Here is a 23,295-nt window from a genome sequence, read left to right on the forward strand (position 1 = left end):
GCGGCACGCGGACGGCTGCGGCCGTCAGAATTGCTGCCGTATTTGCTCCATGACGATCGCTGGCTGATCCTGCATGAGGAAACTGCCCGCATCGTCGATGATTTTTGCATTTTCCAAGCCAAGCCGGGCACACGACATCGCCACAAAATCGGGCGGAGCGTTGCTGTCATTGTCGCCGACCAGAATTGTAAACGGAACCCGCAAGGCGGCGAATGAGCTTGAATAGTCGCTGCTCCAGTTGAGCATGGTGTCGATCGCTCCGTCCGGACCGGATTTCAGGCCGTAACCGGCTGCCAAACGGAACCTCCTGACCACTTCGGGGTCACGCACCGTTTCGAGTTCGCGCGGACACGCTTCGTAATAATCGTCTACAAAGCGATGAAAATCGCCGGTTCCCATGCTGGCGAGCATAGCTCGCATGTAAACTCTGGCCAGACCGGGCGCCATTCGCGAAATTCGAAAATGCACTCTCTGTCTTGCTGGCAAGAAACCATAATCCGAATGCTTTGCAATCGGCATGAATGGCCCCACAAGCAAAGCTGCCTGAATGCGTTCGGGGCCAAGCTGCGCCATTGCCAGCAAAAACGGCGTGCCGGCCTGCGTGCCCACACAAACCGGGCGCGCAGCACCGATATATTCGAGAAATTCCGGCATTCTGGAGGCAAATTGGCGTGGGCTGTCAGTGCTTGGCTTGGTGCCTGTGGTTGCGCCGTAGAACGGACGCCATGGCGCGATGAACCGGAGGCCTGCGTTCACAGCTGCATCGGCAACCCGGTTTGTAACAAGCGGACCTTCCAGTGCGTGAAAGAACAGCACCGGCCTGCCTTCTGGGTCGCCAAATTCTTCCCACGCAATCTTGCTGCCATCCGCTGCGGTAAAGATGTTTTCGCAAACATGATCGACCGGCGCGGCAGAATGATCCGGCAGCTCCAGCGAATGGACAAAACCTGCATAGAGAAGGAGCAGATCCTCTTTTGACCCGATCGACAGCTTTCTCTGAAGTGCCTTCAACTGGTTTCGAGCGGTTCCGATCGAACGGCCGCGAGCTTCGGCGAATTCGCGCACACTGCCGCCTTCGACGAGGTGTCTGGTCAAGGCGATTTCAGTGCCTGTCAGCTTCAGTGCGCGTTGAAATGCCTCTGCACTGCGTTCGCTCCAGCGAAGGCGCACCACGGTGAAAGAGTTAATCGGCACTTCACCGGAAGTGTCCGTTTCGATCGAAAACCAGCGCCCTTTTTCATCTTCAGCCGAAGTGTGAAGCTGGATGAAACCGGCATCCCCACCTGCATTTGAGCAGCGTAGCCGCTCCTTGTCTTCTTTGTCAGTCAGGTGGTTAAACAGCCAGTCTGGAATAGGTTGCCCCACCGCAAGTTCACCGGTTGGAAAAAGTTTTGGGTTCACCGCGACAACGCGAAAATCCCGGTCGATAGCCAGATCGCAATCCAGCGGCTGTGACTGTACTGTGGTCAGGCCTGCAAAATCGGAACTTCTCAACGGATACATTTTGTCGAGAATGCTCTCGGCATTTTCGAAATGCATGTCGATTGGTCCCGATATCTGCTTCAATTCTCCTTCAGCCGCCACGACTTCATGGAGCAGTTCCACAAACTCCTCTGGCGATGCGATGGCCGCATAGGCTTTTGCCACAACGTCCTGCAGCATCTGATCTCGCGTAGCTTCGGTCATTTATCCCAATTCATTTTCGCTGCCTCTGCTGCGACCGGCAGCACCTCGCATCTGCGCATAAGATCAATCGGTGACAATCGCGCTAAGGTTCGATGATTAATGAAAAAAGGGCCGCGTTCCGTCAAGAACGCAGCCCAGGTCAGCCTGATGGGGTCACGACATCAGGAATCTTATTTGACGCAGTATTTGCCCGAAGCTTTCAGGCCTGAAGGGCAGCTGCCGCTGCGCACTTCAGCATGGTCCCCGCGGTCACCGACACAGTAGTTTGCAGAAGCCTTGAACCCGGTTGGGCAGGAGCCAAGCTTGACGATTGCGACTTGCGAGCTGGACTTGCAGCTGGAACCGCTGGCCTTGAAACCTTTCGGGCAGGAACCATCCTTGGTCACTTCGGAAGAACTGGACTGAGCATAGGCTGCAGGGGCAGTGCCGACGGAAAGCGCGATTGCGCCGAGAATTGCGGTGAAACGCATAACGGTATTCCTTTGTCTGAATGGGGGCGGTGCGACGGAAAAAGACTTTGGGATCGCATCCCGCCGCACCTAACTTTTATCCTTGGGGACCGCGGCGATAGGCAACGGCCAGCGCACTCTTGCCGGTTTTGTCGTTGAACCACTGGCAGAAGAAATCGGTGCCGGATTTGTCCGTGTGAAGAGCGCCGAAGTTGAATGTCAGCATCGTCCGGCCGCGCTTGTTCAACAGTGCGTCATAGGCGCCAGAGCGCTGCGAATTGCTGCCGGTCGCGGTCGGTTCATAGCCGAGCGAATGGCCGGTATGCAGCATCACATCCTTGCCCTTGTAATTGTTGATGCGCGGGCCGTTCACATTGTCCAATTGTTCCGAACCGTCATAAGATACGCATTGGATGCTGTAGGCATGCTTGTCGTACTTCGCCTTGTCGACCTCAACATACAGCACGTCGCCAACAGCCAGGCCGGAATAAAGACAGCCATTGGTCGCCTGAACGTCGCGGCGCTCTATCAGTCCGGAACGCTCTTCCGTGCTGATGCCTTTGCTGAAAGTGTATTTGCCGTCGCGTCCGACGAAAGCATTGCCAATACCCAGATTTGCGCAATTGAGCTGTCCGGTGAACTTGGCAGGAACCGGGCCTGCCCCGCCGACATGATCTGGCGCACGGGCGCTGCATGGCGAATTTGAATTGCTGCCAAGATTGGCATTGCAATAGGAACCATCGGCGGAACGGCCGACCCCTGCCCGCCTCGAACTGCCGCGCCGCTTCTTGCCGCTTACGGTTTCAACGATATCCTCGGCCTGAGCTGCAGTCTGCTCGACTTCCTTCGCCTTCTTTTCGATTTTTTTGACTTTGCTTTTCAGCTTGTCGAACGGTCCGGCGTGCACAGGTGCGCTGAATGTCGTTGCGGCTAGAGCAAGGCCTACCGCCGTCCAGATTGCTTTTGTCATGATACGATCCCTCGTTTGGAGTTGAGGGCTGCCGGATAGGTCGTGCCGGCCTTCCGGCGAATGTCCCATCTGGTACAAATCTGTGCTTTTGCTGAATTTTTTCAGCCAATTTGCCCCGGCAGGCTGCAGGCGAAACCGGCAGCCTGCTGGATGGCTACCGTATCTGGCTTGCATTCTTTCTGCTCAAGAACGCTATCGGCGTGAATTCGTCAGGAATTATCCGTCCGTACCTATATAGATCCGCGCGCAGTTCCGGGAATTGCGAAAGCAGCTCCTCGTTTTGAGGCAAATTGGACGGCGTGTAGAATAGCTCGAATTTCTTTGGTTGCAGTGCACCGATCGCCGTTTCGCGATATCGATCATCAGCCAGTGCGGATTGAAGCACCCGTGCGGCTTCTTCATTCTGGCCGGCACATTGCAAAGCCTGAGCAGCAAGGCTTTGAGAAACTTCCCAATTGTTTCGAAGGAATTCCAGATCCCCGTCAATCTCGTCCGCCCGGCCAAGGTTCTGGAGCGCGCAGACATTGTTTCTGGCGATGATCATCTTCGCGAATTGGGACCCGTAATTCCCCGCCACCTGCCCCGCCAGCGCGTTGGCCGCCAGCCCGTCTTCCCATCGATCGTGACCGATCAGGCGTGATGCGCGATTGATGACAAAGCTCACCACCCAGGGGTTCGCGTCAGGGTCCAATCCTGCGAGATCGTCGAACACGGCATCGGCTTTGGCCCGCTGGCCAATCGCATCATATGCATAAGCCTGGATATTGAGGGCCCACCCGTCCCCTTCTTCGATGTTCTTGAGGGTGCCGTTCCTCTCACGCCATTTCTGCGCGAGCGCGATGGCGTCTTCATACCGCCCTTCAAAATACAGGCCATGTGCAGCATCGGAAAATCGATCTCTGTCCGATTCGTTATTCTCCAGCCGCGCCTCGGCCCAGAAAGAATACTCTTCGCTGATCGGTTTCAGATTTGGCCCTGCTCGTTCTTCGATCCTCGGCCAAATCGGTTCGTATTTGCGATTGGCCAGCAGGTGGATGTAGCTGCTTGGATCCCGGATCAGCCGCAAGAGACCGTCAACCTGCTCTAGCTTTTCTTGACGGACTGCCGCGTCCAGAGCGTTGGAAACAATACCGCCCTCCAGCTCGGATGGAAAAACCGCAAGTTTCCCGTCCGAAAACCATTGCAAAGCCTGATCTTCGAACTGCTCGATACGTCCCTTTTCCCGCAGCATTCGCACACTGGCCCAGAACCGGTCCCGACCCAATTCTGCGAGCTGTGCGTCACTCAGTGAACGAAACCGGTCCAGCACGGCTTGCGCATTTCCCGTCTTGCCCTCGAAATACAGGGCAAGGAAGGTGTAATCTGTGTCTGGGGCGATCTTTTCAAGTTCGGCCACCTTGCGGGCGCCCAGTTCGTATTCATCTCTCTCACTGGCACAAAGCGCTTCTGAATATACCAGGCCGTGTTTGAACCGCGCCGGATCTGGCATTCTGCGATCAAGTTCCGAAAATACAGGCACGCCAATAGAGCATGAATTGCTATACCAGGGCTTCTCACGGTCATCCAATGCCGCGAACAGTTCCGCGTCAGTCATATTGGATGCATCGATCTCTGCCGGGCTTTCGGATGGCTGGGCCAAGACAGGAGAACCCACTAACGCGCAGGCTGCGACAAACAGTTTCAGTTGCTTCATGTTGATACGTTAACCCCTCTACCGCCTAAAACACCATAAAAAACAATCTGAAACCCCACCCCTTGCCGAGCGTTATCATACCATGCCCATTTCCATTTCAGCTTCATTCGCGTTCGAAACGGCAGAGCCGATCGACATCCTCCTCCAGTTCGAGGCGGCGGCGATCCCCGAGCAGCGCCTGATCTCGGCACGCACGACCATGTCCGATGCGGATCACTGTGCGCGGGTTTCAGCCGGGGACGACATCGGTGAACGGATCTGGCTGCGTGTCGATGGCCGCTTCGAAGTGGATTATGCCAGCGAGGTTGAGCTGGACCGCTTGCTCAGCCCGGTCAGCAGCCTGAAACGGGTCCCGCCGCATGAATTGCCTGCCGAGGCGGTCAAATACCTGTTCGATTCCCGTTATTGCCAGGCGGACAGGATGCAGAGTTTTGTTCATGACGAATTTGGCGGGCTTACCGGCGGTGCGCAGATCATGGCGATGCACGACTGGATTTCATCCAACTTTACGTACGCGCCGGGAAGCTCGAACGCTTCCACCACTGCGGTCGACAGCTTTATCGAACGGCGCGGCGTGTGCCGCGATTACGCGCATGTGATGGTGACGCTGGCCCGAGCCAGCGCAGTCCCGGCGCGGTTCGTCAGCTGTTTTGCACCGCAAGTGACGCCGCAGGATTTCCATGCCGTGGCCGAGGTATTCCTGTCGGACCCAACAACGCCCGGCGGCGGCGCGTGGTATCTGATCGATGCAACCAACATGGCCAATGCGGAAGACATCGTGAAAATCGGGGTCGGCCGCGATGCCGCCGATGTCAGTTTCATGACCAGTTTCGGGGCGGCAGATTTTCAATGCAAGGAAGTCGCAGTAACCCAATCCTGATGCGCGGCGTCATCTGACGCGCGCTGATGAATACGATTGCCAATCGCCCCATGCCGGGGTGCATGGCAAGGCAGCGGATGCTACAGCCGCATGAAATGCAACGCTTTGGAGGGACAAGCGTCTTGGGAGAAATGCACGCATGAGCTTCACCGCAGACCGCCTGCTACTGTTCGGAGCGACCGGCGACCTTGCCCAGCGAATGTTGCTGCCGTCGCTATGCGCGCTTCATGCAGATGAACTGATCGCGCCCGATGTAAAGATCATCGGCACCGCCCGTTCGGAAATGAGCGACAGCGAATTTCGCGCCTTTGCCCGCGAAGCGCTGGAAAAATATCTGCCTGCCGATCGCCGCGGGGGCATGGCCGATTTCCTGAACCGGTTGAGCTATCAGACGCTGGATGCAACCACGCTGGACGGGTTTGATGATCTGGCGAGGAAAGTCGGTACGCCGGCACGCGGCCTGGCGATTTTCCTCTCGACCGCGCCCAGCCTGTTCGAACCGACAATCAAGGGGCTGCAGCACGCCGGGCTTGACGGCAAGACAGTGCGTATGTGTCTTGAAAAACCGCTCGGCACCGATCTGGGATCGAGCTGCGAGATCAACGATGCCGTTGCCAGCGCGTTCGAGGAAGACCAGATTTTCCGCATCGATCATTATCTGGGCAAGGAAACCGTCCAGAACCTGCTCGCCCTGCGGTTTGCGAACATCATGTTCGAACCGCTGTGGAACGCCGCGCATATCGAACACGTCCAGATCACCGTTGCCGAAACGGTCGGGCTGGAAGGCCGGGTTGCATTTTACGACGATGCCGGTGCGATCCGCGACATGGTGCAGAACCATATGCTGCAATTGCTGGCGCTGGTCGCGATGGAGCCGCCATCGGATTTTGATGCGACTGCGATCCGCGATGAAAAGGTCAAGGTCCTGCGGTCACTGCGCGCGGTGTCGGGCAATGAAACCGTCACCGGCCAATACCGCGCCGGTGCGATCGGCGGTCAGGCCGTGCCCGGATATGACGACGAACTGGGCAAGGATTCGGACACCGAAACCTTTGTCGCGATCAAGGGTCATGTCGATAACTGGCGCTGGAAAGGCGTGCCGTTCTACCTGCGGACCGGCAAACGTCTGCCGCAGCGCCGCACGGAAATCGTCGTCCAGTTCCGCTGCGTTCCGCATTCGATCTTTGCCGAAAAAGGTGCCCGGATGGAACCAAACCGTCTGGTGATCGGCATTCAACCGGAAGAGAATATTTCGCTGAACCTGATGGCCAAGGTCCCCGGTCTGGACCGTGAAGGCATCCGTCTGCGTTCCGTCCCGCTGGATATCGCCATGCCCGATGCGTTCGTCGGCCAGCACCGCCGCATCGCCTATGAACGGCTGCTGCTCGACCTGATCGAAGGCGACCAGACACTGTTCGTCCGCCGCGACGAGGTTGAGGCGCAGTGGGAGTGGATCGACGCCATTCGCGCCGGATGGTCGGCAAACGGCGTCGTGCCCAAGACCTACACCGCCGGCAGCTGGGGGCCGAGCGCGGCCATCGCGCTTGCCGAACGCGACGGAGTAACGTGGAATGAGTAATCTGAGCGATGTGCTGCACCGCGTGACCGAGCGGGTAATCGCCAATTCGAAAGACAGCCGCAGCCGCTATCTCGAGCTGATCAGGCGCGAGGCTGACAACCAGCCGGATCGCAGCCAGGTTTCATGCTCCAATCTCGCCCATGCCTATGCCGGTGCGCTGGAAGACCAGAAAGCGCTGATGGCCCATCGCGGCCCCAATATCGGCATTGTCAGTTCCTATAACGACATGCTTTCCGCGCATCAGCCCTATGGCCGTTATCCGGAGCGTTTGAAAATATACGCCCGCGAAGTCGGCGCGACCGCGCAGGTGGCCGGCGCGACGCCAGCCATGTGCGACGGTGTGACGCAGGGCGAAACCGGCATGGAACTGTCGCTGTTCAGCCGCGATGTGATCGCGCTGTCCACCGGCGTGGCGCTGAGCCACGCGATGTATGACGGCGCGTTGATGCTCGGGATTTGCGACAAGATCGTGCCCGGACTGCTGATGGGTGCTCTGCGTTTCGGCCACCTGCCCGCGATTTTCGTGCCCAGTGGCCCGATGCCCAGCGGTATTTCGAACAAACAGAAACAGGAAACACGCCAGCTTTATGCAGAGGGCAAGGCGACCCGTGCACAATTGCTGGAAAGCGAGCTTGGCAGCTATCATTCCCCCGGCACCTGCACGTTCTACGGCACTGCCAACTCCAACCAGATGATGATGGAGATGATGGGCCTGCATATCCCGGGTTCCGCCTTTATCCAGCCGGGGACCAAGCTGCGCCAGGCCTTGGACCGAGAGGCGGTTGTTCGCGTTGCGGAGATCGGCATCGACAGCGATGATTACCGCCCGCTGGGCCGATGCGTCGATGAAAAGGCGATTATCAACGCTGCGGTAGGCCTGCTGGCGACCGGCGGATCGACCAATCATGCGATCCACATTCCCGCCATGGCGCGCGCTGCGGGGGTCCAGTTCGACTGGACCGATCTGTCCGAACTATCAGCAGCGGTCCCGCTGCTGGCCCGCGTCTATCCAAACGGTGCAGGCGATGTGAACCATTTTCACGATGCTGGCGGCATGGGCTACGTGATCGGCGAATTGCTGGAGGCGGGGCTTGCCCACCGCGATGTGATGACCGTTGGCCGGGGCGATCTGGGCGATTACGCGAACGAGCCGGGCCTCGACAGAGACGATCTGGTGTGGCGCGCAGTTGGCGAAAGCGGTGATGACACAATGCTGCGCCCTGCATCCGCCCCCTTCCTGCCCGATGGCGGCATGAAGCTGGTGGAAGGCAATCTGGGCCGCGCCTGTTTCAAGACCAGTGCGGTTTCCGAGGATCGCTACACCATCGAGGCACCGTGCCGCGTGTTCGAGAACCAGGCCGATGTGACCGCCGCGTTCAAGACCGGCGAACTGGACCGCGACGTGGTGGTCGTCGTGCGGTTTCAGGGGCCGCGATCGAACGGGATGCCCGAACTTCACTCGCTCACCCCGCCGCTCGCCGTGTTGCAGGACCGCGGATACCGCGTTGCACTGGTCACAGACGGGCGGATGTCGGGTGCCAGCGGCAAGGTGCCGGCGGCGATCCATTGCACGCCTGAGGCGCTTGGCGGCGGTCCGCTCAGCAAGCTGCGCGATGGCGATGTGGTGCGGCTATGCGCCAAGACCGGTACACTCAGCACAACCGCAGATGTGGACACACGGGAGGCGGCCCATAACCCGCAGCCATCTGAGGGCGTGGGCCGCGAACTGTTCGCGATGTTCCGTGCAAATGCCGACGGGGCCGAACGCGGCGGATCGTCAATGCTGGCAATGGCCGGATTGTAAGGGGGAATGGCAATGGATCTGGTCGCGGTTGATATCGGCGGAACGCACGCCCGGTTCGCGATTGCGCGCATCGAAGATGATGGCGCCATCACAATGGAAGAACCGGAAACGCTGCATACGGATGATCACGCCAGCTTCCAGACCGCGTGGGAAGATTTCCGCGAGCGCAAGGGCGGCACCTTGCCCCGCGCGGTGTCGATGGCGATTGCCGGACCCGTGGGCGGCGATGTCATCCGCTTTACCAACAACCCTTGGATCATCCGCCCGGCGCTGGTTCAGGAGAAGCTCGGTGTGGACCGCTTCACCATCGTCAACGATTTCGAAGCAGTGGCCCATGCCGTGGCCCGCGCACCGGAAGAACAGTTCATTCACCTCACCGGACCAGAAGAAGCGCTGCCCGCGACCGGCCGGCTGACCGTGCTTGGCCCCGGCACAGGCCTCGGGGTGGCGCATCTCTACCGCGAGGCAAATGGCACCTACCGGGTGTCGGCGACCGAAGGCGGCCATGTGGATTTCGCCCCGCTCGACAGTATCGAGGACGCGATCCTCGCCAGGCTGCGCAAACGCCACAACCGCGTATCGGTGGAACGCGTCGTTGCAGGCCCGGCAATTTCCGACATTTACCAGACGCTCGCCGCGATGGAGGGCAAACCGGTTGCCGATGAAGACGACATTGCCATCTGGACGCGCGGACAGGACGGGTCGGACAGCCTCGCCGCCGCAGCGGTCGACCGTTTTTGCCTGTCGCTCGGCAGTGTCGCCGGCGACATGGCTTTGGCCCACGGCGCAAAGGGCGTCGTGATCGCCGGCGGGCTTGGCTACCGCATCCGCAAGACCTTGCTCGCTTCCGGCTTCGCCGAACGCTTTCGCGCCAAGGGGCGGTTTGAAAGCATGATGGCAGCGATGTCCGTAAAACTCATCGTGCACCCCCAGCCCGGCCTGTTCGGCGCGGCTGCCGCGTTTGCATCAGAACACACTGGAGAAACCAATTGAGCGATATCGAAACCATCATGCGCACCGCGCCGGTTGTCCCGGTTATCGTGGTCGAAGACCTCGATCATGCGGTTCCTTTGGCAGAGGCACTGGTGGCTGGCGGCTTGCGCGCGCTGGAGGTTACGCTGCGCACGCCGGTTGCGCTCGACGCGATACGCGCGATGAAACAGGTGCCCGGCGCTATCGTCGGGGCCGGAACGGTCACCAATCAGGAAGAACTGGAAGACGCGATCGATGCGGGCAGCGAGTTTATCGTGTCCCCCGGTCTGACTGACACACTGGCACGTGCTGCAATCCGCCACGAAATCCCTTTTCTGCCCGGCACCGCCACTGCGGGTGACATTATGCGCGGGCTGGACCTGGGGCTGACCCATTTCAAGTTCTTCCCTGCAATGGCGGCAGGCGGCCTGCCCGCGTTGAAGGCTCTGGCCGCTCCGTTCGGGCAGTGCAAATTCTGCCCGACCGGCGGGATCAGCCTGCAAAACGCAGCCGAATGGCTGGCCTTCGATCCGGTTCTGTGCGTCGGCGGTAGCTGGGTCGCCCCCAAAGGCACGCCCGATCAGGCGAAGATCGAAGCCATAGCGAAAGAGGCCGCTGCACTATGATTACCCGGACCGTCGACGATCTGACCCAGCGGCTGAGCGAACTGCACGAGAAAACGCGCGAAACGCCGCTGTTCAATCCGGTTTTTCAGCTTTCCCTGGACCTTTCACGGCAGCTGGAGTCGGGCGATCTTTCGCTGGATGATATCGAAAGCATGATCGCCGAGCTGGAATGCCAGTCGCTGAAGAGCCGCGCGAGCCGCCTGCGCCGGAACCTCGCGCCCGTTTCGCCTGACGCCAACGACGCAGTCTTGTCAGAAATGTGCGAACTGAGCGACTTCGACGCTTTCCGCGCGCGGTGGGAAAACCCCAGCTTGCATGCGGTTTTCACCGCGCACCCCACATTCCTGCTGACGCCGGACCAGAGCGATGCGGTGGCCACTTCTGCCAGCAGCGAAGGCGAAATCGGCGACGCCGCCTGCGCCGCGCACACCGAACGTCCGGAAATCACCCTGATCTACGAACATGGCCGGGCCATGCGCGCGATTGCCAACGCTCAGGATGCACGCGACCGGATGGTCGCAAACGCCCTGAAACAGGCGCAGAAACAATGGCCGGGCAAATGGTATGCCGCCGAACCGCTACCCTTCCGCTTCGCCAGCTGGGTCGGCTATGACATGGACGGCCGGACCGACATCAAATGGTTCGATTCCATCGGTTTCCGCCTGGCTGAAAAGGCTCAAAGACTGTCGCGCTATGTCGCTTCGCTGGAACAGATAGACGCCGACCATCGCTTGCTTGAAACGCTACGCAATGCAGCGGATTACTCAGCCGAACGCGCCAAAGATTTCCGGCAGGACCTGTCGGAACCCGCGGCCCTGTCGCAGGCGGCAAACACGCTGACTGCGGACCATCCGTCCAAATTGCTGTCGCTTACCCCGATTATCGACTTGCTCGAGGCAGAGGCTGTCGGTGCGGAGCCGGCACGCGCGATCCAGCTGAAGACGCTGGGTGCCGCTATGCGTGCAGACGGGCTTGGTATGGGCTGGATTCACTTCCGGGTTAATTCCAGCCAGTTGCACAACGCCATTCGCCGGCGGATCGATCCTGACAACACGCTCGACCTCAGCAGCAAGGGCGCGATGGCAACGCTGCGCGACCTGCTGAAAAAGGTTAAGCCGCTGCGGTCCAATTTCGCTGCCCTGGCGATCGAGAGTAGCACCGCGATCCGCCAGTTCCTGGCCATGGCGCAGGTCATTCACCACATCGACGGCGATGCGCCGATCCGGATGCTGATCGCAGAATGCGAACAACCTTCGACGATTCTGGCGGCCCTGTATTTCTCCCGCTTGTTCGGGATCGAGGACAAGGTCGATGTCTCTCCGCTGTTTGAGACCGAGAGTGCGCTGGAACATGGAGGCCGTTTCCTAGACGCCCTGTTGGCGGAAGAAACCTATCAGGAATATGCCCGCAAACGCGGCCGCGTTGCGATCCAGACCGGGTTTTCCGATGCTGGCCGTTTCGTGGGACAGATCCCGGCAAGCCTCGCCATTGAGCGTCTGCAAGGGCGCATGGCTGAGGCTATGCGTGACAACGGGCTGACCGATGTTGCAGCGCTGATTTTCAACACTCACGGCGAAAGCATGGGCCGCGGCGCGCATCCCGGCGGCTTCGCAGATCGGCTCGCCTGGCCGCTCAGCCCGTGGACACGGCGCAGGTTCGTCCGCGCGGGCATCCGGCTGGAGCCGGAGGTCAGCTTTCAGGGCGGCGACGGCTATCTGCATTTCGCCACCGCCGAATTGGCGCTCGCAACCCTGACACGGATCGCGGCACTCAATCCATCGGCGACCGATCCCGATGCACCAACCGATCCGTTCTACCGCCGTACCGATCTCAGCCTCGATTTCTACCGCGCGGTCCGCAAGCATCAGCGCGACCATCTCGAAAGCCAGACCTACAGCCGGGCGCTGACCGCGTTCGGCCTTGGCTTGCTCAATTCGACCGGTAGCCGCGTCTCGCGCCGCCAGTCTGACCTGAGCGCGGACCGCGATATGAACCTGCGCCAGATCAGGGCAATCCCGCATAATGCGGTGCTTCAGCAGCTTGGCTATCCGGTCAACGTGATTTCCGGTGTCGGCAGCGCGGCAGACGGCAATTACGAAGACGTCGCTCAATTGCTTCAGGAAAGCGAGCGCGGGCGGCAATTGATCCGGCTTGTGCGTGCATCGAACGCACTCGCCAGTATCAAGACTGTCGCTGCATTCGGCGAACTGTTCAATTCGGCCTATTGGGCAAGCCGCCCGTATCGCGGCACGGAGAAACACCTGTCCGACGCGTGCGAGGCATTGGCGGAATACCTCACCAAGGATGACCGTACCGGCACTTTTCGCCGTTTGGCATCCCGCCTGCGGGTCGATGCGCTGAAACTCCACCGCCTGCTGGACATGATCCCGGACGAGGCACCGCTGGAAAACCGCGAGAATGTCCGCCGTTCGATCGGGGCATTGCAGGCCCTGCGGCTCACCCTGCTCCAGCATATGTTTATCAAGGCAGTCTCGATTCCGGCGTTCAGCCGCGCAAACGACATCAGCCGCGACGATGTGCTGGAGATGGTTTTCACTCTGCGCGTCGACGATGCACTGGCGCAGCTGCGCCGCGCCTATCCAACGAGCTTTCCGGGGCTGGAGGATTTCACCGTCGATGAACCAAGCGATTACCCCGATGGTGACGGCGAAGGATACACCGTGATCCAGCGCGATTATATTGACCCGCTGGAACGGGCATACGGGCTCAGCTTGCGGATCGGCACGGCTATCGCCAATGAATTTGGCGCGCACGGCTGATACCCCTCTGCCGTTAACTCGGCCGCGCCGCCTGTCCCCCAAAGAGACAGACCGGAGCGCACGCTGGCGGAAATTCGCGCTTTCTGGCATTGGGAAGTCATGGAACCAATGGTGAAATGGATTGGCGGCGCAACTGCCGCGCTGGTGTTGCTACTCGGCGGGGCGACGCTTGCCAGCGGTCTGGTGACAGGCGACAACTCTCAGGATGCTCCGGCGCTGGAAGAAGCCATTCCAGCAGAAGAGACGGTTCAGGCTGATGAGATCGCGCAAAAGCAGGGCATCGCAACCACCGCAGAACCCGCGGTCCAACAAGTCGCGCAAGACACCGATGACACCTTCGTAATCAAGCGCATCCTGCCGATTTCCGGCCCGATCAAATATGGCGAATGGCACTGGGATGACGAAGGCGTGCCTGATGGGCCGTTGGTCATGACTGTCGACCTCGATGCCAGAGTGCTTTCGGTATTTCGTGGCGGCTACGAAATCGGCGCGTCAGCTGTGTTGCTGGGCACCGACGAGCATCCAACGCCGCTCGGCACGTTCCCGATCCGCTACAAGATGCGCCACAATGTTTCAGAGAAGTATAACAACGCGCCAATGCCGTATTCGATGTTCCTGACGACAGACGGCGTTGCGATCCATGGGTCACAGGTTGAGAACGGCTATGCCAGCCATGGCTGCATCGGAACTCCAGACGATTTCGCGGCCAAGGTATTCGCCATCGCCAAGAAGGGCGACAAGGTCATCATCACCCGCGGCAAACGCATCGGCATGGGCGATTCGATTATCTGATCAAGGCTGGCTTGCGGTGTTTCGCGGCGGCTCCGGCTCGAACCGCCACGCATCGCCAACGGTTGATGCAAGCACGCCGGCTAGGTTCGCCTGCTCCCCTGCCTCAAGCCGGTCCAGCAGACGCGCAATGCCCGACCCGCGCGGCCCCGAACCGGGCAGATCACCGCCCAATTCCTCGATAATGCGCGAAACGACGCGCAACCGCACCGTGCGCGGCGCAGCCGGCCGATAGACATATTTGCGCCCGATCCGCTTCACCCGGCCTGCCCATTCATGCGCGGCCATCCATTCAATCGTGGCATCCGCTTCAGCGAGATGGGTCACGCTTCTCGCTATCGCGCCGATGTCCAGCCAGCCAGCATCGGTCAGGTTTTCGCGCAGTTTCACCCTGTCGAATGCCTGATCCCGATTGGACGGGTCCCGGGCGAAATCGGCACCGGCATTTTCTAGCAATTCGATCAGTTCTCGCTTGCGCCATGCCAATAGCGGCCGGATCAATCGATGCGATCCCCCGGGCACATTGCCCGAGGGCCGAATGCCCGAAAGGCCCGCAACCCCGCTGCCGCGATTAAGCCGCATAAGGAAGGTTTCGACCTGGTCATCGGCATGGTGCGCGGTTGCAAGGGTCGGCAGATCCTGTTCGGCAAGCCACCTGTCCAGCGCACCGTAGCGGGCATTTCGCGCCTCTGCCTGCAAATTGCCTGCGGCAACATCGACAGGCAGCGTCCGGTGCGGCACGCCGAGGATCTTGCAAAGTTCGGAGACCATCGCTGCCTCGGCTGCGCTTTCTTCACGCAGCCGGTGATCGACGGTCGCTGCCTCGACCATGCCTGGCCTTGCCGCGTTGGCCAGCAGCAACAAAGCCATGCTGTCGGGCCCGCCAGAAACAGCTACACCGAGCTTTTCCCCGGCAGGCCAGAGGCGATCTGCATCGCCCCGAAAACGTTCGATCAGTTTCGGGTCAAGTTGAGGCGGCCTGGCGCCGTTATCAATTGCAAGTCACCTTGGACCGGTTCGCCTGATACTGATTGCTCAAGCGGCCCGATGCGAGTGCCGGATATGTATCGCCGAATTCCGCCAGCGCGATGCAGGCGCGGTTTGTATCTTTCAGCGCAATCATGCTCTCCGCCAGATACAGCAGGCTGTCGGGCGCCCGGGCATCCTGCTTGTTAGCCTGGTAGTTGCGAAGGAACCACGGCGCGGCCTCGCTTGGCTTGCCATCGTCCAGATACGCCCGGCCAAGAAGGTTGCGGCCATAAGTGCTGCGCCAATGGTTGGGATACTCGTTCGCGAACTTGGTCAATTGCTGCTGCGCCTCGGGATAGAAACCCGCATTCCACAGGCGGTACCCGTAAGAATATTCATCGTCGGCAGCGTCATCTGTCTGCGGTTTGGCGATTTCCTGAACAGCGGCAAGGCGGCTGGCGCTGGGCGCAGCAGCCGGTTGCGCCTTGTCGTCATCGCCATCATCCGATGCACCGCCAGTCATGGCGGACAGATTGCTCGACGGTGCGCTCGCGGCCGCAGTCGCCGCCGTCGGCGTAGTTTCGAGCGAGACGATACGGTTGGTCAGTTGCAGGATTGCATTGGTGTTTTCTTCGGTCTGCGAAGTTAGGCTGGCGATCTGCGCCTCAAGCGCATCGAGGCGCACGAGGATGTCGGTCACGGCAGTGGTCGATGCCGTGTTGCCAGTGCCGCCAGCCGCTGGCGCGCGGGTAATCTCAGGTTCGAAATAGCGCCCGTCCCCGCCCGGAAAAACCTTGCGCTGCAACGCGCGGACTTCGGATTCCAGCTTGCGCAGGCGCGCCTCTTCGCCGCTCGACTGTGCGAGAGCAGGCATGGAAGTGCCAGCGACTGCGAATAGCGCGAGGCCCGCGAAAACTGCACGGCTGCTACGGCTGATCATGGTATGGAACGCTCCTGTACGGTCTAAAATCGTCATCTGGCGTCATGACACCAGAGTGTGCCTGAATATTTGCAGAATCTGCAACATCGGCCCCGCTTTGTCGAGGCGATTGATGGCCAAATCGGTGGAGATTGTCAGTTAAGCTGCGGCTCTGAATCGTCGGCCGGAGCCGGTTCAGCAGAGTTACGCGCCAGCAATGCCTCTGCCGTAACGTCAATGTCGCGGAGGATTTCGCTTTCGTCAGACAAGGTACCGATGTCGGTATCGCCGATGGTAATCCTCAATGCTTCTGGCTGTCCGGTCCATACCTGCGGCCCCTGCGCGTCTGCTGGAACGACGTATCGTTCGCCTTCGGCCATCTGCTTTTCCATCAGGCGTTCGCCCGCATCGTCGTAGAATTTGACCCATACGCCATCTTCCAGCGACGTGAAGACCACCCGCCGGTCAGTCGATGCAACAGCGATCGCAGGTGCGGCGGTGGCAGCAGCCGGTGCCTGATTTTCTGCAATCTGCTGTTCGCCGACCAGCGGCGCCGGGCCTGAACCCGGGAAGATATATCCGCGGAAAAAGGCCAATCCGCCCACAATCAGAAGGATTGCCGCAAAGGCGCTGAACCACGCCAGCCCCCTGCCGGGCACACGGTCCGGATCACCCGGTTCATAGGTCGCGGTAGCACCATTTTCACGGTAGACACCGTTGTCCAGTTCCGCGCGGACCTCGTCTACAATCTCATTGGTATCGAGGCCGACAGCCTGAGCGTAATTGCGCGAGAATCCGATGGCGTAGGCCCGCGACGGAAGTTCGGAAAATTCCCCGTGCTCAATCGATTCCAGATGGCGCGCTGGAATGCGCGTCTCTGCAGCGACCTGATCGATTGTCATGCCCGCAGCTTCCCGTGCACGTGCAAGTTTCTGCCCTGCACCTTCCAAAGGGAGCTGTTCATCACGAAGAGTTACTTCGTCACTCATTTAATTGTCCTTGCCACCCGATTTATATTTTGACGCAGGAGAATAGGTCTGGCGCGTCTGAGTCAAGCACCTTGCCGCGACGCCACCCTCGGAATTCGCCCAGCCGGTCCAGAGGCAGGACGAAGTCAATCGACGGAGATTCCGCGCTCTGCTGCCCACTCTGCCAGAGTGGTGCGCAAGTTCTCTGGCGGATGGGCGAGCCAGCCATTCATGGCCTCGGTAATCTGGGCCAGATCGACCTGCCGTACGAGTTCCTTGATCGGACCGATGGATACCGGCGTAATCGATAATCGGCGATAACCGATGCCGAGCAGCGCCAATGCCTCCAATTGCCTGCCGCCCATTTCGCCGCAAATCCCCAGATCGACCGGCTGGCCGACCGCAGCCAGCGAGACACGCCGCAGGAACCGCAGGATAGCGGGGCTCAACCAGTCATAACGTTCAGCGAGCTTAGGATTGGCCCGATCTGCCGCAAACAGGAACTGCGTCAGGTCGTTCGTGCCGATAGACAGGAACGATATCCGCGGGAGCAGTTGGTCAAGCACTTCGGCAAGCGCCGGAACTTCCAGCATGGCACCGTAATGGATCGCCTCCGGCAGGACTTTCTTCTGCGATTTCAGGTAGGCCAGCTGATCTTCGAAAACGGACTTGGCGGCATCGAATTCCCACGGCTCCGACACCATCGGGAACATGACGTACAGCGATCTGCCCGATGCCGCTTCCAGCAGAGCCCTTGCCTGTACCTTGAGCAGACCGTCGCGTTCCAGGGCAAGACGCAGTGCGCGCCATCCCATCGCAGGGTTCTCGTCATTCTCCGCTTCGCCTGAACGGAGATACGGCACTGCCTTGTCGCCGCCGATATCTACAGTCCGGAAAATCACCGGGCGGTCGCCCGCCGCGTCGATCACGTCGCGGTACAGGCGAAACTGGCGTTCGCGCTGGGGGAGGGTCGCGGAAACCAGAAACTGGAATTCCGTGCGGAACAGGCCGATCCCGTCCGCGCCAACCAGATTGAGGTTGGAAATATCTTCGCGCAGGCCGGCATTCATCATCACCTGAATGCGCGTGCCGCAGCGGGTGAACGGCTCCACATCGCGCAGCTTGGCGTAATCGGCCTGCCTTTTGCGCGATTTGGTGAAACGTGTTTCGAACGCATCTGCAACCGTCTGGGCGGGCCGGACCGTGGCAGTTCCATTTTCCGCATCGAGCAGGATTTCGTCGCCTTCGCGCACGATCCCGCGCAGACCGCGGACACGGCCCAGAACCGGAACTCCCATCGCACGCGCCACGATAACCACGTGTGACGTCAGCGATCCTTCTTCCAGGATCACGCCTTTCAACCTGCGCTTGTCGTATTCCAGCAGTTCCGCCGGACCGAGGTTTTTCGCGATCAGGATTGTGTCGCCGCGAAGGCCCTGCGTGGCGGCAGTTCCCATCTGGCCGGAAACAATCCGCAACAGCCTGTTCGCCAAATCTTCCAGATCGTGCATCCGGTCTTGCAGCAGAGGATCGTCAATCTCGCGCATTCGCATCCGCGTGCGCTGCTGAACCCGTTCGATTGCCGCCTCTGCAGTCAGGCCGGAATCGATTGCTTCGTTGATCCGGCGGCCCCACCCCTCGTCATAGGCGAACATCTTGTAGGTGTTCAGGACCTCCTCATGCTCTCCGCCCACGCCAAACTCGGCATTGCTGGCCATATTGTCGATCTGTTCGCGCATCTTGTCGAAGGCGCGGTATACACGCTGCCGCTCGACCTCGATGTCGTCGGCCATGACCTGATCAATGGTAACGCGCGGCTGGTGATAGACAGCATTGCCGCTCGCCAGCCCCTTGACCAGCGACAGGCCGGCAATATTGGCCGGCCCCGTCTGTTCGGGGGCAAGGCCCAGCGCCTCTTCCTCGTCCACCAGATCATTGTTTGAAATAAGTTCGGACAGGACCATGGCGGTCGTTTGCAGCGCCTCGATCTCGATGTCTTCGTAGCGGCGCGGATCGACATGCTGCACGCACAGCACACCGATGGCACGTTCGCGGTACACGATCGGTACGCCAGCGAAGGAATGGAACTTCTCTTCACCGGTTTCCGGCCTGTACTGGAAATCGGGATGCGCCTTGGCCTCTGCCAGGTTCAGCGTCTCGACATTATCGGCAATCGTACCCGTCAGCCCTTCGCCGATCGCCATTCGGGTGACGTGCACGGCTTCCTTGTTCAAACCGCGCGTCGCGAAAAGTTCCAGCATCCCCTCGCGCAGGAGATAGATCGACACCACCTCGCTATCGAGATTGTGCGCGATGATCTCCACCACCCGGTCGAGCTTGCGCTGCGCGTGCATGCGCGAAGCCATGATCTCGTGCAGTTGTGTAAGAATCAAGCGGGCTGCTGCGGCTGCGGTCATAGGCAAGGCCTATACCACAACACACAGCAAGTTAATCGCTTTCCGCGCGGCGGACAGTGTCGGCGTTCAGGAAAATCCGGTCAGTTTGCAGCCAGTTCTTCCTTAATTCGCAATTTCTTTTTCTTGAGGGCCTGGATTGTCGCTGTGTCTGGCGCTGGCCGGTTCATTTCGCTGCGAAGCTTTTGTTCAATGACGGCATGTTTTGATTGCAGGGCGCTGACGTGGGACGATTCCATCTGGCTCTCCTTGTTAGGTGCGTGACCCGGTGAGCGACTCGTCCATCGCGGACGAACCGCGTATGCACATAGAACCACAACCGCGCGGGTTTGCGAAGGGCTGATTTTTCACTTTTCGGCGACCAACCCTTTTGACGCAGTGAATTGTCCCGCTAGAAGCGAGGCCGGATAATCAGGCGCACCAGCCTGACAGAGAGGATACGGCCTTGGGGATGCTGCGACGTGACTGAAGACGAAATGCGCAAGCGCCTGGCCGTGCTGAAAACCGAACATCGCGACCTCGATGCTGCGATCGAAGCGCTGCGTCAGTCCGGCTCCACCGACCAGCTTCAGATTGCCCGGCTAAAGAAACGGAAACTGGGCCTGAAGGACCAGATATCGCTGCTCGAAGACGCTTTGTTACCAGACATCATTGCCTAAGGGTTAACGCCGACTGCAATTAGTCGCTTTTGTGCAATTGCCTGATCTGCAACACAAATATTGATGCTGCATGTTCAGATCGTTTCCCCAGCCACCGTTCGAAACCGACCCATTTCGGCACAGTCCCGATTTGGTTCGGGATAGTTTTAGCAATGGTCTGGCCCCTCAGGAATCGCGCACGTACGAGTGTAAATTCATGGCCAAACCGACCGACATAAACGAGCCAATCGTCGAGGCATTATATTGCGAAGCGCTGGTCCTTGCTGACGAAGTGCGGCAGGTTTTCGACCTGACCCCGGTTCGCGACACAAGTGCGGAAGCCGACAAGGTCCGCCTTGCCCTGTCGGTAGAAGGTCTGCGGACCACCACCCGGATCATGCATGTCCTCGCATGGCTGCTCAATCACCGCGCATATTTCAATGGTGAGCTAAGCGAGTTCCAGCTTCGCCGTCACAGCAGATTACCGCCTGATCGCCAATCTGAACCAGGAAATCTCGAACTGCTGGAAGAAACGACCCGTTCACTGATCCGGGAAAGCGAGCACCTTCACGCGCGGATCACTCGGCTCGATACTGCATGGCGCGACCGGTTCGAAATGCGTCCGGCGGCGATCCTTCGCCTGCGCGAACGCCTTGACGATGCGGTTCAGCGCGGCTGAACAAGCCGGCTACGCTGCGGCCAGCGCCTTGCGCCAGGCGACCAGCCGTTTTTCCCGAACATTACCGTCCATAGACGGCGCGAAGTTGCCGATCGTCCCGCGCATCGCATCGCTCGCTTCCTGAAGGTCCGCGACAATCCCCGCCCCCTTGGCGGCCAGCATTGCAGCGCCGAGCGCAGTTGTCTCGACAAAATCGGGCCGTTCGACCGGCAGGTTCAGCAAATTCGCAATATCCTGCGCCATCCAGTCGTTCGCGCTCATCCCGCCGTCGATTTTCAACGAGGTCCAGCGGGCACCATCGGCTGCGAATGCTTCTGCCAGATCGAACGTCTGATGCGCCATCGCCTCCAGTGCGGCGCGCGCTATCTGCGCCCGCCCCGTGGCGAAGCTGAGCCCGGCAATCACGCCGCGCGCTTCGGGCTGCCAGTGCGGTGCACCCAGCCCAGCCATCGCCGGTATGATCACCACGCCGCCGCTATCCTCGATTGATCGCGCAAGCGTTTCGGTTTCCGCCGCCGTGCCCAGCAGCCCAAGCGAATCCCGCAGCCACTGGACCAGACTACCAGCCACGAAAACGGACCCTTCCAGCGCATAGGTGCGCACGCCGTCTTCCTGATAGAGGACGGTACCGAGCAGGCGGTTGGACGATGCCGGAATGCTTTGCCCCTTATTGGCAAGGATGAATGCCCCGGTGCCGTAAGTCGCCTTGGTTTCGCCCGGCGTCAGACAGCCCTGCCCAATCGTTGCGGATTGCTGGTCCCCGACCATTCCGGTAATCGGGATCGGCGCGCCGAACAATTCGCGCAAGGTGCTGCCAAATGTCCCTGAATTATCGACCACTTCCGCCAGTGCAGATTTCGGCACACCAAACAGGTCGCACAACCCCTCGTCGAAATCCTCTCCGTCAAGCGTCAGCAACAAGGTCCGGCTGGCATTGCTGGCATCGCTGATGAAGCTGCCGCCTGTAAGTTTGAATACCAGCCAACTCTCAATTGTCCCCAGCGCCAGCGTGCCTGCCTCTGCCGCCGCCTTCACCGCCGGCTCGTTGTCGATCAACCAGCGCATTTTCGTGCCTGAGAAGTATGGGTCGAGCAGCAGGCCGGTGCGTTCCTGCACCTCTGGCTCGTGCCCGGCATTGCGCAAAGTGTCGCAAAAATCGGCGGTGCGGCGATCCTGCCAGACGAGCGCGCGCGACAGCGGTTCGCCGCTGTTCCGGTCCCACGCGACCACAGTCTCGCGCTGGTTGGTGATGCCGATCCCGGCGATATGCTCCGCCCCGCCAGCTTTCTCGACCATCTCCCTCGCGCAGGCCAGTGTCCGGTGCCAGATTTCCGTGGCGTCATGCTCCACCCGGCCAGGTGCGGGGTAATGCTGGGTCAATTCCTGTTGCGCGCTGGAAAGCAGCTTGCCATCGGGCGCGAACAACATCGCGCGTGTCGAGGTTGTGCCTTCATCGAGTACGAGAATTTTCTGCGTCATCCTGCCTGAATGCCGCCCGCTACGTAACAAGTCGAGAGGGATTGAAAGGAAACGTGTCTCGACTTCGCAGGGCTTGGGCTGCAATAGATGCAACATGGCTATTCCGCCCAAACCATGGCCGACCGGCAAGGTCGAGCAGCCCGAGTCGCTGGTCCGCCGCGTGCTCGCCCCCAATCCCTCGCCCTACACCTACACCGGTACGCAGACCTATATCGTCGGCAATCAGGGGCAGGTCGCGGTAATCGATCCCGGCCCTGACGAGCCCGATCATCTGCAGGCGCTGATCACCGCGATCGGGGATGACAAGGTTATCGCGATCATGTGCACACATACGCACCGTGATCACTCGCCGGCCGCTGCGCCGCTGGCGAAACTTACCGGCGCACCGATTGTCGGCTGCGCCCCGCTGGCACTGAAAGTCGACGGGCCGCGATCCGACGAAGCATTCGACACCACTTACGAGCCGGACCGCGTGCTGGAAGACGGCGAACAGATGACCGGCACCGGCTGGACGCTGACCGCGGTCCACACCCCCGGCCACACGTCCAACCATCTGTGTTTTGCGCTGGAAGAAAGCGGCGCGCTGTTCACCGGCGACCATGTCATGGGCTGGTCAACCAGCGTGGTGATCCCGCCCGACGGCGACATGGGCGATTACATGAAAAGCCTCGAAAAACTGTACGCCCGGGCCGAAGAAGGCGGCGACCGGGTCTATTATTCCGCCCACGGCGCGCCGATCGAAAAGCCGCGCCAGCTTGTGCGCGGCATGATGGGGCACCGCCGCCAGCGCGAAAACCAGATCCTGCGCCTTTTGGGCGAGAGCGCGAAGAGCATCGATGAAATGGTGCCGATCATGTACAAGGGGCTGGACCCAAAACTGACCGGCGCTGCCGGGATGTCGGTAAAGGCTCATTTGCTCGATCTGGAACGCCGGGGGCTGGTATCGCGTTCAGGAGATATATGGCAGACGCACGCCGCTTGATCCGCTAGCAATCATCAGA

The 23,295-nt window shown here is 60.1% G+C and carries 20 protein-coding genes; 10 read left to right on the top strand and 10 right to left on the bottom strand.

The annotated features are described in order from the left end of the window. Window positions 1-24 precede the first annotated feature (24 nt). The 4 genes from GRI43_RS08100 to GRI43_RS08115 all read right to left on the bottom strand — a co-directional run bounded on the left by GRI43_RS08100 (window position 25) and on the right by GRI43_RS08115 (window position 4,744). Window positions 25-1,686 carry a bifunctional helix-turn-helix transcriptional regulator/alpha/beta hydrolase gene (locus GRI43_RS08100; protein WP_160730483.1) on the bottom strand — a complete coding sequence of 554 codons (1,662 nt, stop codon included), beginning with the start codon at window positions 1,684-1,686 and terminating at the stop codon, window positions 25-27. Window positions 1,687-1,856: 170 nt separating this feature from the next. Further along, window positions 1,857-2,156, bottom strand: a complete 300-nt coding sequence (locus GRI43_RS08105) for a hypothetical protein (protein WP_160730484.1) — start codon at window positions 2,154-2,156, stop codon at window positions 1,857-1,859. A gap of 76 nt (window positions 2,157-2,232) precedes the next feature. Further along, a complete protein-coding gene (locus tag GRI43_RS08110) occupies window positions 2,233-3,105 on the bottom strand; it encodes a hypothetical protein (RefSeq protein WP_160730485.1) in 873 nt (290 codons plus the stop codon). Window positions 3,106-3,259: 154 nt separating this feature from the next. Then, a complete protein-coding gene (locus tag GRI43_RS08115; protein ID WP_160730486.1) occupies window positions 3,260-4,744 on the bottom strand; it encodes a tetratricopeptide repeat protein in 1,485 nt (494 codons plus the stop codon). A gap of 136 nt (window positions 4,745-4,880) precedes the next feature. On the opposite strand from GRI43_RS08115, the gene GRI43_RS08120 reads away from it, so the two are divergent. From GRI43_RS08120 to GRI43_RS08150, 7 genes are all read left to right on the top strand, one after another. Then, window positions 4,881-5,678, top strand: a complete 798-nt coding sequence (locus tag GRI43_RS08120) for a transglutaminase-like domain-containing protein (RefSeq protein ID WP_160730487.1) — start codon at window positions 4,881-4,883, stop codon at window positions 5,676-5,678. A 139-nt stretch (window positions 5,679-5,817) separates the two neighbouring features. Next, entirely contained in the window at window positions 5,818-7,257 is a 1,440-nt protein-coding gene (zwf, locus tag GRI43_RS08125) for a glucose-6-phosphate dehydrogenase (RefSeq protein WP_160730488.1), read from the top strand. Beyond that, entirely contained in the window at window positions 7,250-9,061 is a 1,812-nt protein-coding gene (edd, locus tag GRI43_RS08130; RefSeq protein ID WP_160730489.1) for a phosphogluconate dehydratase, read from the top strand. Before zwf ends, edd begins: the two co-directional genes overlap by 8 nt. Window positions 9,062-9,067: 6 nt before the next feature. Beyond that, window positions 9,068-10,054, top strand: coding sequence for a glucokinase (locus tag GRI43_RS08135; protein ID WP_160730490.1), 987 nt, complete (start codon window positions 9,068-9,070; stop codon window positions 10,052-10,054). Continuing rightward, on the top strand, window positions 10,051-10,659 hold the full coding sequence (gene eda / locus GRI43_RS08140; RefSeq protein WP_160730491.1) for a bifunctional 4-hydroxy-2-oxoglutarate aldolase/2-dehydro-3-deoxy-phosphogluconate aldolase: 609 nt from the start codon (window positions 10,051-10,053) through the stop codon (window positions 10,657-10,659). Before GRI43_RS08135 ends, eda begins: the two co-directional genes overlap by 4 nt. After that, window positions 10,656-13,439, top strand: a complete 2,784-nt coding sequence (locus GRI43_RS08145) for a phosphoenolpyruvate carboxylase (RefSeq protein WP_160730492.1) — start codon at window positions 10,656-10,658, stop codon at window positions 13,437-13,439. Before eda ends, GRI43_RS08145 begins: the two co-directional genes overlap by 4 nt. A 99-nt stretch (window positions 13,440-13,538) precedes the next feature. Beyond that, window positions 13,539-14,231 carry a L,D-transpeptidase family protein gene (locus tag GRI43_RS08150; protein ID WP_160730493.1) on the top strand — a complete coding sequence of 231 codons (693 nt, stop codon included), beginning with the start codon at window positions 13,539-13,541 and terminating at the stop codon, window positions 14,229-14,231. On the opposite strand, the gene tilS is transcribed toward GRI43_RS08150, so the two are convergent. From tilS to GRI43_RS08175, 5 genes are all read right to left on the bottom strand, one after another. Further along, window positions 14,232-15,224, bottom strand: coding sequence for a tRNA lysidine(34) synthetase TilS (tilS, locus tag GRI43_RS08155; RefSeq protein ID WP_420849996.1), 993 nt, complete (start codon window positions 15,222-15,224; stop codon window positions 14,232-14,234). Further along, a complete protein-coding gene (locus tag GRI43_RS08160) occupies window positions 15,220-16,137 on the bottom strand; it encodes a tetratricopeptide repeat protein (RefSeq protein ID WP_160730495.1) in 918 nt (305 codons plus the stop codon). Before GRI43_RS08160 ends, tilS begins: the two co-directional genes overlap by 5 nt. A 134-nt stretch (window positions 16,138-16,271) precedes the next feature. Continuing rightward, complete coding sequence (locus GRI43_RS08165) at window positions 16,272-17,105, bottom strand: helix-turn-helix domain-containing protein (RefSeq protein ID WP_160730496.1); 834 nt, start codon at window positions 17,103-17,105, stop codon at window positions 16,272-16,274. A 125-nt stretch (window positions 17,106-17,230) separates the two neighbouring features. Then, window positions 17,231-19,501 carry a phosphoenolpyruvate--protein phosphotransferase gene (gene ptsP / locus GRI43_RS08170; RefSeq protein ID WP_160730497.1) on the bottom strand — a complete coding sequence of 757 codons (2,271 nt, stop codon included), beginning with the start codon at window positions 19,499-19,501 and terminating at the stop codon, window positions 17,231-17,233. Between the two features lie 80 nt (window positions 19,502-19,581). After that, window positions 19,582-19,737: a YdcH family protein gene (locus GRI43_RS08175; RefSeq protein ID WP_160730498.1), complete on the bottom strand. Its 156-nt coding sequence runs from the start codon at window positions 19,735-19,737 to the stop codon at window positions 19,582-19,584. A 222-nt stretch (window positions 19,738-19,959) separates the two neighbouring features. Between GRI43_RS08175 and GRI43_RS08180 the strand changes: the two genes are divergently transcribed. Then, entirely contained in the window at window positions 19,960-20,157 is a 198-nt protein-coding gene (locus tag GRI43_RS08180; protein ID WP_160730499.1) for a YdcH family protein, read from the top strand. A gap of 196 nt (window positions 20,158-20,353) precedes the next feature. Continuing rightward, window positions 20,354-20,815 carry a DUF1465 family protein gene (locus tag GRI43_RS08185; protein WP_160730500.1) on the top strand — a complete coding sequence of 154 codons (462 nt, stop codon included), beginning with the start codon at window positions 20,354-20,356 and terminating at the stop codon, window positions 20,813-20,815. 9 nt (window positions 20,816-20,824) lie between these two features. Here the strand turns inward: GRI43_RS08185 and GRI43_RS08190 are convergent, their stop codons facing one another. Then, window positions 20,825-22,294: a glycerol kinase gene (locus GRI43_RS08190; RefSeq protein ID WP_160730501.1), complete on the bottom strand. Its 1,470-nt coding sequence runs from the start codon at window positions 22,292-22,294 to the stop codon at window positions 20,825-20,827. A 94-nt stretch (window positions 22,295-22,388) separates the two neighbouring features. On the opposite strand from GRI43_RS08190, the gene GRI43_RS08195 reads away from it, so the two are divergent. Further along, entirely contained in the window at window positions 22,389-23,276 is an 888-nt protein-coding gene (locus tag GRI43_RS08195) for an MBL fold metallo-hydrolase (protein WP_160730502.1), read from the top strand. Window positions 23,277-23,295: the final 19 nt, after the last annotated feature.

Origin of the sequence: Pontixanthobacter luteolus, from assembly GCF_009828095.1 — a bacterium.
GTDB lineage: Bacteria > Pseudomonadota > Alphaproteobacteria > Sphingomonadales > Sphingomonadaceae > Pontixanthobacter > Pontixanthobacter luteolus.